The sequence below is a fragment of the Mesorhizobium muleiense genome, assembly GCF_900099905.1.
Taxonomy (GTDB): domain Bacteria; phylum Pseudomonadota; class Alphaproteobacteria; order Rhizobiales; family Rhizobiaceae; genus Mesorhizobium; species Mesorhizobium muleiense.
Map to the genome: position 1 here is coordinate 42733 of NZ_FNEE01000026.1, position 15573 is coordinate 58305.

Below are 15573 nucleotides of genomic sequence, written 5' to 3' on the forward strand. Positions count from 1 at the left end.
TGGTTATTTCCCAATCCGGCCAAGCAGGTATTCAAGGGGCGAAACGTCCTTGCCCTCGGCTTCTCGCCAGGCCGCATCGACAGCGCGGTTGATCTGAGTGGCCGGCAAGCCGGTAGCCAGGCCGGTCGCGTTGATGACCGACTTGACGAACTGGCGGCGCACCTCGCCATCCTTGGCCGACTTCGCGCCCTCCAGGAGCGGCGTTGCCACTTCCTTGGTGATCGCGCCGTAGGAGCCGCCACCGTCGAAGCCTTGCAGCGGCCCGGCGACATCGCGCACGCCTGGGATCGTTGCCATAACGGAAAACCCGGTCTGCTTGGCAAGGAACATCGCCCAACCATCGTCGTCGTCATCCTCATCGTCAGGAAGCCGCCCACGGATCGCAGCGCCCAGCACAGCCTCAAGCGTGAACAGGAACGCCATATCCAGCGTCCAGGACAGCGCCTCTTGCGCCGAACGCGTCGACAGGCCCTCTTGCCCGATTAAACGCTTGGCCTTGGCCGTGCGCTCATAGGCGACGTTGAACTTGGCGAACATGTACGAACCCAGCGCCGTGAACAGCCGCACAACGTCATTCTGCCTAGCCGTGCGCGAGACCGATCCACGCTCGACCGCCGAGCGATCGGCAAACAGGCCCGACGCCTGGGCGCGCTTCACCACGGCGTCGGCGTGGGCAACGGCTTTGGTCTCATCGTTACCGAACTGCCGCAAGCCCTGCCGATAGCCGGCCAGCCAGGTCGGCACATCGGCCAAATAAAACTGAACCTTTGTCATCAGCCAGAACGACATCGGCCCAATGATCTCGGATTTGATCTCGCCCCAGCGCGAGGCGACCGGCCCGGTTTTCGGATCGGAATAGAAATCATAGATGTCCTTGTTGAATGTGGTCTGTCGCGAGGCCATGAACGGCGACTTTAGCGCGATATCACGGGCGGCGCTGATCGGGTTTTTCGCCGCTTGCATGATGCCAACGGTCATGTCCTTCTTGCCGACAACGACCATGGACTGAGACAGGCCCGTAACCTGGACCGCCACCGTCCCGATATTGAAGGCCAGCTTTGCCGCAGTGAAATTCGATTTGAGCGTGCGCGCCGCGCGTCCCACCAGATCGGCGGATTTCAGTTCGCCCTCAGCCACGTCCTTTAGCCAGATTTCGAGCGCGTCAAAATCGGCCTGCTTTCCAGCTTCCATGAACGCGGATCGGATCTCGCCATTCTGGAGGATGCGCCAGGAATTCGCGACCGCCTCACTAAGCTCCAGGTCATAGATGACCTGGTTGACGTGCCGATGCAGAACGGACATATCAAGCTCGACATCGCGGCCTGAGGACTTCGCGCGTTCCTTGAGGTGACCTTGCCGCGTCTGGGCCTTGCCGAACCGCCCAGCCTGGAGCGCCTGGGCGATATCGTTGGCCGCATCGTCGCGGGCGAGCGACGACAGGCGCGGATCGTATTTCAGCGGGTAGTATCCGCCTTTCAGCGTCTTGCCGGCGATCTCGACCGGCGTCGCCTCGACCCAATCCGGTTCGACGCCCGTTGCGCGGCGCTCGCGTGCGGCGATATCGTCGCGGAACGATCCGACGTAATCCCACACCGATTGCACGAATGCAGCGTCTCGCGCGTCCAGCGTGGCGATCACAGCCGCAATCTGAGGCTCAGTCAGCGAGCCGCGAACTTTGGGATCGGTAAGCCTTGCCCGGTTGCCGGCGTTGCCCAGGTTGAGCGCAACCGCGATCCGCTCCCACTTCGACAGCGCATAGCCAAGCTCGGGAATATGCTCGCGGACAGCCATGCGGCGGCGATCCGCCTTGTCATAGACAGCATAGAGGCTTTCCAGATCGCTCGCCGCCTTTTGCTTGCGGACGGTCAGCCGATCCATCGCCTCATCAATCGGCGTCTTGATGTTCCGATACGCCGCGCCCATGTCCTTGAACCCGTCGATCTCGCGCAGGAGCGTTCCGGCGTTCAGCACCAGGTCAAAGAACTGGCGAACCGAATTGCGCGCCGCCTCGCGCTTTGTGCCGACGCGACCGGGCGGACGCTTCGGCATGTTGGAGTCGAAGGCCGCGACGACATCGGCGACCACGGCGTCAAGCTCGCGTTGCTTCTGCGCATCGATCAGCTTGTTCCAGCGCGTCGCCATATGCTCCAGGTTCTTGAGCGTGTCGACCACGCCGCGAAGTTCTTCGACCGGCAGGGTTTTGTAGGGACGGCGCGCCGCGTCACTCAGGACGGCCTCAGGAATGGCAAGCTCGTTTTCCCGTCCCGCAGCCGTCACAGCAGCGACAAACGCGTTCAGCGCCCCGCGCCGGCCCTCAGCGGCCCCACTCAGCTTGCGGAAGTCATAGCGTTCAAGGATTTCATCGATAGCGCCGAGATAGTCTATCTGGGCGTTCTCGCGCCGGCCAGCGCCCGCGATCCTTTCGCGCGTCGATTTCTTGCCGAGCTTGGCAACGAAGTTCTCCGCCTTCTCGACCTCATCGGCGACGTTGCGCGCTTCCATATAGAGCGCATGGTTGATCAGTTGGCGGCGCTTTGCCTCGACCAGCTTGGCGACCAGATCGTTGTAGCCGAGCGACGTTGCCGTGCGCTCGCCGCCCTTGATCGTAAACGCGTTCCCCGACTTGCTGACAGCCTCGCGATCAGGAACCGTGAACGTCGATTGCGTCGTTTCGAATTTCTCATTGTAGGCGTCAATCGCCGTGGCGACGGTATCGGGCAACGCTTTGCCTTTGGACGCCGCGCGGGCTTTCGTCTCAATGCGGCGGCGCGAGGCGTCGAGCCAAACCTTTTCCCGAGACAGCATCGCGCCAAGCCTTGCGGCCTCATCGGCGGCTTTGCGTTCGGCGGCGAGGAACCGGCTCGAGTTGACGGCATCGCGAACGCGCATGCGAGCAATCGACGTGCGAGCCGAGGCGCGCGCCTCTTTCGCCGTCAAACCAACGCCGGTTCCGGCGACCTCGACAACCGCCTTGAGTTCGGCAGCGATCCATTGGCCGCGCTTGTCGGAATGCAGCGCATCGAGCGCCGCCGCCTCGACCGATCCGTCAGTCAGCACGTCGCCGTGACGCTCGCGCATCAGCTTGTCGGTTTCGGCCTCAATCGCTTCCTTGCGCGGCGGAGCCTTTTCCATCGCCTGGATAAGCTCATCGCCGCTATCGAAGCCAAACCATCCAGCCGCATCGTCCGGATCAATCCCGCCCTCGACCGCGTATATGGTCTGCATCCCGCGCGGTAGCGTCTTCAAAACGCCATCGCCGTAGCGCTGCACAAGGATTTCCTTGGACAGCCGGATATCGGGCATCCCTTCCGGCTTTGTGTCCTCGCCCCACCAGCGGCGATTGCCCATCCATTCGAGCGCGCGATAATAGCGCAAGGTGTTGACCTGGCGCTCGACTTCCTCACACACCTTGGCGCGCTCATCTTTGAACCACTTCTCTTGCGCGCGCTTCACTGGAGCCATCGCCTCGCGCAGTAGCCGCGCCTTGGCGTCATCTTCAGCCTGGTCGCGCAGCTTGAGGAACGATGCGAATTCGCCTGGCGTCAGGCCCATTTGTTCCGCCGTGGCGAAGATCGGCCCGCGATCGCCGGCCTGTTCCTTTGCCTTGGCGATCTCGTCATCCGACGCGAGCATGCGGTCAAACACCTCGCGAATGTCATCCGAGATCGCGACGTTGAGCCCGGCCAGCTTGCGATAGACCGAGATCAGCCAAGAACGGAACTTTTCGAACACGCCGCGCAATTCGATGGACGGCGCTTTGCCTTCCATCAAATAGGCTTCGAACCCGCGAGCCCATTGCTCTTGCATACCGACATCAATGGCCGCGTCCTTCATCAGATCGCCGGTCGTGCCATTGGCAATCGCTGCGTTCACGTCGTCGGCGGTCAAGGCGACATCGGGCATAACCCGCATGCCGTCTTTCGCCACGGCGTCAGCGTTCGCGCTCCACCAGGCTTTGACGGCTTCCATGTCGCTGCCTGCCGTCGCCTCGCCCTTGGCGGCGAGATCGCGCAGCACGGTCAGGAAATAATGCCCGCTCTCATGCAGGAACGTCGAGAGATCGGCGCTCTCGAACAGGCGAACAACAGTGTCGCCATTGCCGACGCCTCCGCCTGGGAATTGGATTGAACCGCGCGGGCCGCGCACGTCGCCGGATTGGAAGAGCAGAGCGCCGGGCTTTACTGGCTGATAATGGTTGCGCAGCCCTTCAAGAACAGCAGCCTCAAGCGTCGAATGCTCCGTATGCCCCACCGGCCCGTCAGCATCGAAGCGCGTCAACCGAAAGCCTCCAGGCGACGACATATCAGGGCCGGCGAGCGCGTAGCGGCCATCCGAATGAACGAGGCGAACAGGCTTGCCGGGCGCAGCCAAATCGGCGGCGAGCTTCTTCCTGTCCTTCGACTTGCTCAGGATTTCATCGAACGTGCCGCCCTGCCCGTACTTCTTCCCCTCATCAGCCTGATCGGCCTGGACAGCAGCACGGATCGCGGCGTCATCGTCATCCAGGCCGACGCCCAGGCTCGACAGATAAGCCTCGATTTGGTCAAGCTGCGCATCGTTGTCAGCCGCCGCCGCGTCGGCTGAAACGGCATAGTCAGGTTCGCCGCGCAATTCGCGAGCGATGGCGTCGAGCAGCGCATTACCAATGTTCGGAACCTGCCGGCCTTCCGCTACCGCGTTGCGATACTCGACCGCGACCGGATCGTTCGCCAGGAACCCGGCCTCAATCGCCGCCTGGGCCACGTCATCAACGCCGTGCTTCTTGCCGCTCGCCTGCCCGAACATGTCGCGCACGCCGTCCACAATGCCGCCGCGCGCCAGCTTGAGCGACTTCTTGCCCTTGCGCTTGATGACGGCAGCATCGAGCGCCTTCAAGTTGCCGCCTACGTCATTGATGCCGCCGTAATCGGAAATGAACTCCGCCAGCGATTGCCGCTTGTCGAGACCGGCAGAGCGGCGAACTCGGGCCTCCGCGAGCGTCCGGTTCAGCGCGTCAACGTCGCGGAACTGCATGCCCTCAGGAAGCGATCCGCGCACCTCAGGCAGCGGATAAGCCGCCATGAACTCATCGACCGTCTGCCCCGACCGCTCCGCCATGACGCGGTAGAATGCCGGGTAAAGCGTCGCCTCAGTCGTGGCAACATCGGTCGACCGGCCAGCCTCGCGCAGCCGCGAGACCATCGTGTCATAGATTTGCTGTTCGAAGGACCGCAATCCTTCCTGCTCCAGGCGCACGGCCTCAGCCGCTTCCCACGCCTCATCGAGCGCGTCTTGCGCGCGCTCATTGAATTCCTTGGCCTCCAGCGCCGTGAACTCATTCGGATCGAACCGCATGTTTTCCATAAGGAAAGCGTCATGTTCGGAACCGGCGATCTTGGCCGCATAGGTGGCGGTCGAAATTTGCAGATCGCCGCCGCCCGCAATCGCAACGTCGAGATCGTCACGGCTCACGCCGTCAAGCTCATCGACCAGCGCATAAGGATCGACGCCAAGGCCCTGGAAATAGGTCGCGAACTGTTCGGCCGGGATATAGACGTTTTCGACCGGCCCGTTCGCCGTCGCCGCCTCGACAAACTGGCGGAACTTGTCTGGCGTGCGATTACGCAGGGCCGACGCTTGCGCCTGCGAGGAAATATCATGAATGCGTTGAGCGGTCTCAGGGGCCTTGGCAGCTTGTGCCCTGTCCCTGTGATGCCGACCAGGCAAGGCCGCGTTGAGCGCGATCCGACCGGCCTCGACCAGGCCGCCGATAAACCCGCCTGCCTGCATTTCGCGGAGCACTCCATCAAGAAGCCCTTGGTCGACCGCGTAGAGATTTTGCGCGATAGCGTTCTGCAACACGCCCTGTATGGCTTCCTGCCCGCCCTCAAGGGCCATCTGCTTACCAATAGATCGCAAGATCGAAGCAACGCCCGACTTGATAATCGGGTTCGCCAGTAGCCGTTCAATCGGGATGGCTTCCGTCATGCCCGGGAAGACGCCGTAGAACGCCGCGAGCGTTTGCGTGTCCTCATCCTTCCCGGCCTTGCGAGCGCGCGCCGACGCCTCTCCAGCGCCCATAGCGCCGCCGAACCCGGCTGCGCCCGTACCACCCGTCAGGAAACCGACACCTAGGATCGTCAGCAGCGAACCTAGCCCGGAGCCAACATCACGCCCGAAACTTTCTTCCATACCAGGCGCAGCAGGCATGACGCCCTCGCCATATTCCTGCACCGCCTGCCCGCCCGATTGCAGGCTGTCAGACGCGGCTTTCAGGACTGGCTCAAGCGCCGGCTCAAGCGCTTCCAGCGCCTCGACCGGCGTCATATCGCCGGATAGCACATCGGACAGGATGCTTTGCGCAATCGTAGGGTTGACCGCGCCTTGCTGGAAAATCTCAGCCCGGAGAGCGGCGATTTGCTCCGGTGTTTTTTTTCCAGCGCCAGCAATAGCCTCCGCAATCGGGCGACGGTCAGCCGGATCGCGCGGCGTCAAAAGCTGCCCCGCGCCCTCCATTGCCGTTCCTGTGCTCGACACGGCCCCGCCCGGAATGCCCTTGAACACTTCCTTGGTTTGCGCGCCGATAGCCTCGAACCACGACAGGTTTTCGAGATCGTCGCGGGCGAGCGTCGCGTTGTCGGGATTGCGCAGCCACTCCGTCAGGCGCGGCGCGGATGACAGGATCGTCTTGTTCTTCTGTTCTTCAATCTTCTGTTGAAAGACATTCCGATACTCGCGCACCATCGGCAGTGGCGGAACCGGGTTGCCCGTTGCCTTGCCGAATTCGTTGGCAAGGTTCAGATCGCCGGCCAGATCGTCAGGCTTCTCGTTAACCGAACCGAGCACGACTTGAGCCGCGCCGACGCCGTTCTGTTGCTGCTTGGCTTTCCAGGCGTTATAGTCCGCGATTGTATCCATGTCGGGGCGTATTCCTATGAGAGATCAGCAGCGTAGTTGGCGCGTCACAAATGAGGGCATCAGCATTGCGGCGCTGATCCTCTTTGGAATTTGGTTGGCTGCACAAATCGACCTAGCCGTTAAGGCGCTCAACGGTTGAGAACGAAATCCTCGTACCGCTGAACAACCTCCTCCTCGCTGGGCTTTCGTCCAAGCTCACGCTCAAGATCGGTCGAAATGCCGCGCCTGATGTCGACAGGGATATCCGTATACTCGACCGCCACATCAACAGTTGCCGCATCCGAGCGCGAGCCGGCTTCGAACAGGAAGCCGTCACTGTCGTTTGTGCCCCACAGCATGCCCGGCTCCTTGATCACGACCGGCAGGAGCATCCGGTTGATCATCGACTGAATTTCCATTTGGTTCGGCGCTTTTTGGGTTGAGCGTTTAAACTCCTCCATTTGCGCGGCCAACGCGTTCTGAAATTGTGCGATGCGCTTGGCTGCTTCCTCGCGCGCGCTATCCTCTTTCCCGGTCGTTGTGAGCCCTACAGCCTCAAGCTGGGTTTGCGCCTGGGAGAACGCAGTTGTCAGCGTCAGCCCGTCCTCACGCGCCTTGCGCTGATCCGTCAGCGCCGTCGTCTGTTGACCGGTTAATTCCTTGATCGCCTCTTTCGACAGACGGTCGCGGTAATCATTCAGATCGAGGTTTGCGAAGTCGGTCGGATTGGTGGCGGCATACTTGCGCATGTCATAGAGCAGCGTTTCGTCGCTATCGACGGCCCGACCCGACGCTGCCTTGTTCATGTATTCCCAGGCCGACGACACCGCCGCCATGCCCGCCGCCTGCCGAACCTCCATAGGCACTTGATCCGGCGTCTGGCCCTGGTCGATGTACTTCCACAGTTCGGCCTTGGCTTGCTTCTCCTGGGCTTCGTATGCCTTGCTTTGCGTCTCCAGCGCCGCATAGAGGCGCTTGCGCGTGGCGTCCCTCACGTCAGGATCGGAGATCGCGGCAAGCTTGTTTTCGATGTCGTCAAAGGACGGCGCAACGGAGCGAGGCGCGACGGTGTTGTTCCTGGGCGCGACGGTGCCGTTGAACCCAGCCGAGCCGCGCGTACCCATCGGCTCGACATGCCAGGGCTCGTGCTTCATCGGGAAGTAGAGACCGTATTTGCCGGCGTTCTGGTGAACCCAATCGACAACCTCTTTCGGCGCATGGCTCAGCGATTGGCCGTTATAGGCGAGATCGACGGCATCGCCGTGATTGTGGTTCGACCGGCCTGGAGGCGCGACCCATTTGCGAGCGGCTTGCGGCGATCCGTAACGCTTGACGGCCGAAGCATATAGCTGCGCCTGCCGCTCAGTCGAGCGATAGCCGGAATAGATGCCAAGGCCCTCGCGGATTTCTGGAGGCGCATCCTGCATCATCGCGGCCAGGTTGGCGGCGAAGTTCTCTTTCAGCCCGTCGACGCTGCCCTTGCCCTTGCCGCCCGTCAGGCGACCATACAAGAACGCGCGCGTGTTCGACGGTCCGCTATCGCCGACCACTCGGCTTTCTGCGGCGGCTGGCGCGGACGCGTCGGACGCGCGCCCGCCTGACAGGATCGCCTCAGCCTCACGCTTGGACTTTTCCGCGATCAGTTCGGTTTCAAGCGACGTGCTCAGCGAGTATTGATCCGCGCCGGTCATCTGCTTGGCGTTCGCCTTCATGTAGCCTTCGGCGGCAACCGGATCATCCTGGGCGATCCGAAGCGTGATGTTCTTGTGAACGCCGGACGTGAACTCGCCCTCGCGCAGCTTGAACGTGTCGGCGTCCCATCCCTGGAGCGCGCCCGCCTCGCGGATTTCCAGGATGCCCGCCACGATGTTCTTCGACACCGCAGACGGGTTGCTGAAATTCACAAGCGCATCGTTGGCAAATGTCTGGACGCGAGCCGCCGAGGCGTCCTTGAACCAGTTCTTGCGCTCGCCGGCAGTGTGGACGATGGATTGCTGATAGACCGACTGTAGCCGCGCCTGTGATGCCGTCTGATAGGCGCGAGCCGCGCCCGCCGAAAGACCGCTGCCGAATTCCTTGCGTTTGTTGGCGGCTTCTTCTTCGAACGGCTTGCGTTGGTCGACCGCGTTGCGACCCTCAAGCGTCATGAAACCGCTCTCGCCGTACATGCGTTCGCGAAGCCAATTCGAGTAGGAGTTGTCGGCTTCCTTGGCCCGCGCCACGTCCTCAAGCTCCTGGACCTGGGCGAGCGCCGTTCCGACAGCATCGAGGCCGCGCGCTGCCGACTGCATGCCGCGACCGATGCCCGCGCCGAAAGCTTCCGGCGTGGCGTTGGCGTCCAAATCTTGCTGAAAGATCGGGCGCGTCGAAACGTCGGACTGATATTCAGGAACCTTTACCATTAGTCCCTCACGCAATCTGGCCGATTTGAGGCGTTTTGTATTGGCCGTAAGCCTTGCCCGCGCCGCCTAGAACGGTTCCCAGGGCGTCGAGATAGCCGCCCGTGGTTGCTGACGCGGCGCTCATCCGGCTCATGGTCGCGCCGGCCCGCTTGTTGACGGCATCGACGCGGTGATCGTATGCCTCGCGATTGGCATTTGTGCGGATCGTCAGGGCGTCAAGCTCGCCCATGACGGCGGTATCAACTAGCGCGTCGAGCGGCGATCCAAAGGAGAGATCGACGCCGTTCGCAGCCATCGCAGCGCGTTGCTGCCCCGCAATGCCCGCGACTTGCTGACGCTTGCGCTGTTCCTCTTTCGCGCCGCGCTCAATGGCGTCTTTCGCCCGGCGCTCTGAGAGCGTGGCGTTCATGTCCTGGACCTGGGCGTTGTACTTATTCGCCGCAGCTGTGGCTTGCGCTTGTTGGACTGTTCCCGCCGCGCCAAGGAGCGTCGAGCCGACCATTAGGGCAATTGACAGATCGCACATCAGGCAGACCTCAGTTCGAACAGCCGGAACTCATGCCCCCGGAGCGCGACCGGATCGGAAAGCGTGAAGCCCAGCCATCGCAGCCAGCGGATCGACGCCCGGTTTCGAACGTCGACAAAGTTCCTCAATGTCGAATAGCGCCGCAATAGTTGGTCTCGAAACCCGACCGAGCAGCGAAGGAAGGCCACATAATGCCGCTCGACCGCATCCGTCCCGAGCAGCCACGGCGCACCAACACCGGCAAGAACATTGAGATCGCCCACGCCGAACATCACCTCAGGAACGCCGTCGATCATCGCCGTCCAGGCGTGCGACGACTTGCGTAGCGAGAAGACGAGCGCGTCGGCCGGCGAGCGTCCCGACGCTGCAAACACCTCATCGCGATCAGCTTGACGCATGCGCCGAGCGATCGATCTGACGTGAGCCGCGCGGGCCGGTACTACCCGGATTTCAACGCCCAAGCGTGACATCGGGCATCAACGCAAGGATGGTCATCGGCAGCGGATCGAATTGCTTGATCCAGATATTGCCGCCATCGGTCCAATCCCAATGCGGCGTGATCCTGAGATCGCCGGTGTAAAGCTGGATCGCTTCGTTCCACGCCTCAGTTGAGCGCTGCTTGTACTCGACCAGCGTATTCGGATCGTCGCGCCCGCCGTCGCGCGGCCCCAAGAAGATGCCGCGCGTGTCCTGGACCCTAAGCGTCACCTCAGAATTCGTCTTCAAGCGGCCTTGCACCGTGCCGAGCCCGCGCACTTGGCCGAGATCGAGATCAAGGGTTTGCAGCGCCGCCGTCATCGGCAGACCGATATGAGCCTTGGTTGCAGCGTTCGGCAGCGTCACCGTTCCGCCGACCGAAACCGTCAGGTTGCGAACCACGTTGCCGTTCGCCAGAGCGACGACAGACTGTCCGACAAGATGACCGAGACCGCTGATCACGGTCGCTGCCGCGCCCTCATAGGTGAGGCCGCAATCGACAAAGAATGCATCTTCGACAGTCGTGAATGTGCGCGAGTGAAGCCGCTCGATATACCTTTTCGAGACGCCGTTGATCGTCCTCTTGACGATGAAGTAAGGCACGTCCTCATTGCCCTCAGCGACAACCGCAACGTTTTCAAAGACGGCATCGTTATCCGGGCCGCTTTCGTGGTGCGTCCATGCCCAAATGTCATGCTCTTTCAGATAGGTGAGCGTGACGAGCGAGCCGTCATCCATCACCACCCACACCATCGAATAAGGAGCCTGGGCGAACGCCCATGACTTGATGTTCTTATTCTCGAAAAGGTGACGAGCCAGTATCGTCAAATCCTTGCCCGTGAAACTGTCTTGCGCGAACTCATAGCTGAAATCGCGGATGACGCAGCCGCGATCCTGAGGAAACAGAACCGTGTTGCCGACGACAACCGGCTGCACCCGCGCTGCGCCGCGAAAGCCTTGGTTTTCAATCTTGATCGCGGATGGCGTGATCGCGTCCGATTGCGAGCCGCCCGAGACAACCCATTCCGCGCCCGAGGTGAGCAGCATCAGGCCACGGATCGGCAGCGCCGACCTGATCTCATTCACCTGTCGGGCGCGAATTCGGAACGTTACCGCATCGCTCGCCTTGGCCGGCGACGACACGCCGAAATTCTCATAGTTCGCCGACTGCGACAGCCAGGCGGCTTGAGGATCGTTTTCCGTCGAGAAAAGCCCGAGACGCTGCTCAACGAAGGTGACGCATCGCGGATAGTTGCCAGCCCCAACGAACGGGTTTCGTGCGGTCTGAGGACCGTCCGCAATGTCGGCCACGATGTTCTCATCAGTAAACGTAGTGCTTTCAGATCGACCGATATAACCAAAGAGGCCGTTGTCATTTCGATAGACAATATAGGCCGAAGCGCCAGCCACGGCGTTCCAGGACAATCTATTTTTGTTGCCCTTGAACGACATGTCGTTTTTTAGCGTGAATTCGTTCGACGGAAGGCTTTCCTCGCCTGTGTCATCATCCACGGCGGAAACCACATAAACCAGGTCTTTGCCGAATTCAGAGGTTACGACGAAGCCGGTCGGAGTTGCCGGGGCTCCAGGATCGGCTACGCCAGGAGCCAGGTCTGTAGGGTCGCCCTGGACTGAAATGGTCTCAAACTCTGTCTGGACAGCCTCGCCGATAAATCCCTCATCGCCGTCGCCGCTGGTCTTGTAAACGCGATAGCGCTCCGCTCCCACGACAGGGTTCCAGACCATCTTGAGATATCGCCCGGCCGGCTCGCCATGTCGAAAGAACTCAGCATCCGAGGCCGATACGGCGCTTTCATCGCCGGACGAATTGACAGCCGTGACCGCATAGCCGACGGTCGCGCCGTCGCCTCTTGGCAGCGAGTAGATCGCAGCCCCCACCAGGCCGGTTGGCGCGGCTGTGGCCGGTGCAAAGTCAACCTCCGTAAGCGTCCAGTTGTCATCCGCCAGCCGCTCGATCTTTCTCACCGCATAGCTTGGATGCACGATGTACATGACATCGGCCTCTTGGACGAAAACAAGCTCGTCAAGGTCCGCGCTCACGTAAGGCGTCACCACTTCGTAAGGCACCGCGCCCGAGAGGATCACCGCGCCATCGCGGAAGACGCGGAAATACAGGCTGCCAAACTCCAGGATATAGGATTGCTCCGTATTGAACTGGAACGGGATCAGATTGCCGAGGTGAGTGCTGTTCTTCAATTCGCGAACGAACTCGGTCCCAGCCCGGTTCGACGCGCCGCCGTGCGGATGAATGAACAGGTTGAGCGCCGTCTTTAGCCCGGTCGCGTACTTCGCCAGGTCGACGCGCGCCCATAGGGCCGGCGAGAGAACCCCGGCAGTGAACGAGGGTTGATATGCGCGCAGATCGGCCATCACGCGCGCCCGGTGACGAATTCGCTGACGTGATCCGATGTCTCGCGAACCTCATTGGCGTCGGACGCCGCCGCTTGGTTCTGCGTCGCCATGGCAAGCTGATAGGCGTCGGCGCGTATCTTCGGATCGCGCGTCAGCGGCATGGCGAAGCGGACGGCCAGATGCCATGACAACGCCTCAATGAACAGCGGCGAATACTTGGTCGGATCGATGTTCTGATAGGTGTAGCGGAGGAAGGCCGGCGACAGATCGCAATAGATCGTCTGCCCTTCGATCTCATGCGCAAAGCCGAAAGCGTCGGCCTTGGCTGCGCTGTAGTCAGTCGCATCGTTTTCCGTATAGGCCGGCCTGACGTAGCGGACCTTGAGGCAGTCAGTCGGGCGGCGATAGGCGTAGAGCCATGTTCCGGCCTTGTCGTTGGTGACTTCCGCCAGCGATGCCGTCTTGCCCGCGAAGCTCCAGGGGTACGCCTGGAGCAGCGTATCGCGAACGTGGTCATAGAATTGGTTGCACGCGCGCGCCTCAGCGCCGCTATCCGTCAACGCGGCGATGTTATCCTTGCCGAGGTTCGACAGGGCGATGTTACAGATCGAGACAATCGAGGCCATGCGTTATCCGTTCGGGAACAGGACAGAGGCCGCGTCGGGCTTCTTTTCCTTCGGCTCAAAGCCGGCCTCGACAATCTCGAATGACATCGACCGCGAGCCGTTCTTGCTTTCGCTCAGGCTTGAGACGCGGACGGTCGCCGTCATCGTCATTTCCGTGCCGACGCGCGCGCTGTCGACATCAAGGCCCTCCATCTGCTTTTCATCGAGATAGAGGCTCGGATAGTATTCATCGGTCTCAGCGCCGATTGGCTTGCTAAGCTCGCTGTACTTCCGCTTGAGGCTAGTCAGTTTCATGGTCAGAAGCTCCCCGGAATGGCGATGAGCGCTGCCCCGACCCCGACCGCTACGGCCAGGACTGACAAGAAGAGCGCGACAGCGAAATCGTAGATGACGCTCATCAGGCGGCTCCTACGGCTTGAAGGTACGCAAGGTCGGCCTGATATTCGGCGAGGATTTGCGCGTCAGACAGGTTGCCGCCAAAGCCGACTGATGCGAATTGGTAAGGGGAGAAGCTGCCGATTACCCCGCCCGTGTTCATAGCCCCGATTACGATGGCGGCTGCCGGCAATGCCGTGGAAGGCGCATTGTGAGTGCCGAGGCTGACCCCGTTACGCCACAACGCCGTAGCATCGGCGGCTGAACGCCGAGCGACGAACCCACCAGAGCTATTCGCCACCACTGTTGAGCCAGTGGTCACGTCCTGATTGAGGCGGAAGGACCCATTATCTGAGGCGTTGCGGAGGATGAGGAGTGCTTGCGCCGTGGCTGCGGTTGTTCTGGCACCCATCGAAATGCCAGTTGATTGGGCGTTGCTACGCGACCACAAAGACATGTGCGCGCTATTAAGCGCGAACTGGCCGCCTGCCGCGCTTGGAGTGAACCCGGTAGCCAGATAACCCGTCGCGCCGTCGCCGGTGTAGCCGCGATCAGCAGCAAAGGCGATTGTGCCTTGCTCCGACAGATTGAACGCGTCAGCTTTCCAATTGCGCTGTCCAGCCTGCGCATCGGCCGCTGCCATCATGTAGAAGCCGTCGCGCAGAGCCCATGCGCCGGAAGCTTTCGCGGCGAGGATGCGATTGTTGATCAGCGTTTTGCGCGCGTCGGTCGGAGGCGTCGTGAAGCGCGCGAACAGGGCCAGGGCTTCCGCTGAGTGTAATCCAGACACAGGAACGACAAGCTGACCGTTGTATAGCTTGCGACCGTCCGAAATCACCACCACGCCACGAACCGGCTGATCATTATGCATCGCCGCGTCAGCATCGAGAATATTGACGCCAAGCGTTCGCTGATTATCGGAGAACAGGACGGAGGTCGCGTCGACCACGCCGAACACGGGAAGGCCGTTGAACAGGGTCGCTCCCTCGGCCTGGAGGCGCACGCCTAGAACCCGCTGTTCGTTGAAGACCTGGGCCACGGTTCACTCGCCTGAAGAGAGGAGAAGGGCGGCAAGCGCCCTTCCGTTTAATCGGTCACAGCGACGGGAGCGCCTGGAGCGATCCAATCGGGCTGCGTCGAGCCCAGCGCGTCGTTGATCTCGTTCTTGACGTGGATCGGGGCCGGCGCGTCTTCGAAGGGCTTGGCGGAAGGAGCGGAGACCGTTTCCGGTTTGCCTTTGCCCTTGCCTTTGCCCTTCTTCGGCTTGTCGTCGGTTGCCTCACCTTCGGCGGTCTCGACCGCCTCTGGAGCCGGCGAGGCCGAAGCCTCATTGACCCACTTCGGGCGGCGCTTCGGATCATCCATGATCTCATCATCGATGACGAAGCGGTCGCCTGGCTCGCGCAGGACGTTGCCGAAATAGCCACGGACTTTCGCGATGACGTTAGCCATTGGACTGGTTGCCCATGGTGACGCCAGCGGTGACCTTGCCCGCCGTCATCGGTCCCGTGGCGACCGTGTAGCTGAGGCGCATATAGCGCTCATTGGTGCCGCGTGGAATGAATTCGGGGATGATCACCTTGCCGGGGATCAGTTCGGCCTTGCCGATAGCGGCGGAAGTCCAGACCGTGGTGGGCGAGCCAAAGGCCACGTCATTGTCGACCTGGAGGGCGAAGGTGAGCGTTCCCGCGCCAGCTGCGGCGAACGCTTCCGTCACCTGGATAAGCAGCGGGATCGGCTTGCCCTTGCCGATATCGCGGACCAGGCCCGAAGCGATTGGGCCGAGATCGATTACGTTGGTGCTTACCGCCGTCACAGTGATCGCCTGGGCGTCGGAAAGCAAAGTCTGTTGGTCTAAAATCATTGCCTTGCCTCTCGTTGAAGTTCGACGCTTGCCGCCACATAGCGGCAAGCCCAA

The 15573-nt window shown here is 61.5% G+C and carries 10 protein-coding genes; all 10 read right to left on the reverse strand.

The features are described 5' to 3' along the window. Nucleotides 1–3: 3 nt before the first annotated feature. The 10 genes from BLT09_RS28760 to BLT09_RS28805 all read right to left on the reverse strand — a co-directional run bounded on the left by BLT09_RS28760 (nucleotide 4) and on the right by BLT09_RS28805 (nucleotide 15519). Nucleotides 4–6897, reverse strand: coding sequence for a hypothetical protein (locus BLT09_RS28760; protein WP_091599703.1), 6894 nt, complete (start codon nucleotides 6895–6897; stop codon nucleotides 4–6). A 128-nt stretch (nucleotides 6898–7025) separates the two neighbouring features. Beyond that, nucleotides 7026–9278 (reverse strand): D-alanyl-D-alanine carboxypeptidase family protein, encoded by a 2253-nt coding sequence (locus BLT09_RS34705; protein ID WP_091599706.1) that lies wholly within the window; start codon nucleotides 9276–9278, stop codon nucleotides 7026–7028. A 7-nt stretch (nucleotides 9279–9285) separates the two neighbouring features. After that, nucleotides 9286–9804: a virion core protein, T7 gp14 family gene (locus tag BLT09_RS28770; RefSeq protein WP_091599709.1), complete on the reverse strand. Its 519-nt coding sequence runs from the start codon at nucleotides 9802–9804 to the stop codon at nucleotides 9286–9288. Continuing rightward, nucleotides 9804–10274 carry a phage protein Gp13 family protein gene (locus BLT09_RS28775; protein WP_244529157.1) on the reverse strand — a complete coding sequence of 157 codons (471 nt, stop codon included), beginning with the start codon at nucleotides 10272–10274 and terminating at the stop codon, nucleotides 9804–9806. Before BLT09_RS28775 ends, BLT09_RS28770 begins: the two co-directional genes overlap by 1 nt. Beyond that, nucleotides 10255–12672: a phage nozzle protein gene (locus tag BLT09_RS35280; protein ID WP_244529159.1), complete on the reverse strand. Its 2418-nt coding sequence runs from the start codon at nucleotides 12670–12672 to the stop codon at nucleotides 10255–10257. The genes BLT09_RS28775 and BLT09_RS35280 overlap by 20 nt, the downstream gene beginning before the upstream one ends. After that, nucleotides 12672–13280 carry a phage connector family protein gene (locus BLT09_RS28785; protein ID WP_091599722.1) on the reverse strand — a complete coding sequence of 203 codons (609 nt, stop codon included), beginning with the start codon at nucleotides 13278–13280 and terminating at the stop codon, nucleotides 12672–12674. Before BLT09_RS28785 ends, BLT09_RS35280 begins: the two co-directional genes overlap by 1 nt. Before the next feature lie 3 nt (nucleotides 13281–13283). Continuing rightward, nucleotides 13284–13574 (reverse strand): hypothetical protein, encoded by a 291-nt coding sequence (locus BLT09_RS28790; RefSeq protein WP_091599725.1) that lies wholly within the window; start codon nucleotides 13572–13574, stop codon nucleotides 13284–13286. 103 nt (nucleotides 13575–13677) lie between these two features. After that, on the reverse strand, nucleotides 13678–14694 hold the full coding sequence (locus tag BLT09_RS28795; RefSeq protein WP_091599729.1) for a hypothetical protein: 1017 nt from the start codon (nucleotides 14692–14694) through the stop codon (nucleotides 13678–13680). A 47-nt stretch (nucleotides 14695–14741) separates the two neighbouring features. Continuing rightward, on the reverse strand, nucleotides 14742–15107 hold the full coding sequence (locus BLT09_RS28800; RefSeq protein ID WP_091599731.1) for a hypothetical protein: 366 nt from the start codon (nucleotides 15105–15107) through the stop codon (nucleotides 14742–14744). Beyond that, nucleotides 15100–15519: a Bbp16 family capsid cement protein gene (locus BLT09_RS28805; RefSeq protein WP_091599733.1), complete on the reverse strand. Its 420-nt coding sequence runs from the start codon at nucleotides 15517–15519 to the stop codon at nucleotides 15100–15102. The genes BLT09_RS28800 and BLT09_RS28805 overlap by 8 nt, the downstream gene beginning before the upstream one ends. Nucleotides 15520–15573 lie beyond the last annotated feature (54 nt).

What these genes read in the sequence shown, in the direction of transcription:
- BLT09_RS28800 (WP_091599731.1), bottom strand. Translation starts at nt 15,107, where the DNA reads ATGGCTAACGTCATCGCGAAAGTCCGTGGCTATTTCGGCAACGTCCTG.
- BLT09_RS35280 (WP_244529159.1), bottom strand. Translation starts at nt 12,672, where the DNA reads ATGGCCGATCTGCGCGCATATCAACCCTCGTTCACTGCCGGGGTTCTC.
- BLT09_RS28775 (WP_244529157.1), bottom strand. Translation starts at nt 10,274, where the DNA reads ATGTCACGCTTGGGCGTTGAAATCCGGGTAGTACCGGCCCGCGCGGCT.
- BLT09_RS34705 (WP_091599706.1), bottom strand. Translation starts at nt 9,278, where the DNA reads ATGGTAAAGGTTCCTGAATATCAGTCCGACGTTTCGACGCGCCCGATC.
- BLT09_RS28785 (WP_091599722.1), bottom strand. Translation starts at nt 13,280, where the DNA reads ATGGCCTCGATTGTCTCGATCTGTAACATCGCCCTGTCGAACCTCGGC.
- BLT09_RS28805 (WP_091599733.1), bottom strand. Translation starts at nt 15,519, where the DNA reads ATGATTTTAGACCAACAGACTTTGCTTTCCGACGCCCAGGCGATCACT.
- BLT09_RS28760 (WP_091599703.1), bottom strand. Translation starts at nt 6,897, where the DNA reads ATGGATACAATCGCGGACTATAACGCCTGGAAAGCCAAGCAGCAACAG.
- BLT09_RS28770 (WP_091599709.1), bottom strand. Translation starts at nt 9,804, where the DNA reads ATGTGCGATCTGTCAATTGCCCTAATGGTCGGCTCGACGCTCCTTGGC.
- BLT09_RS28790 (WP_091599725.1), bottom strand. Translation starts at nt 13,574, where the DNA reads ATGAAACTGACTAGCCTCAAGCGGAAGTACAGCGAGCTTAGCAAGCCA.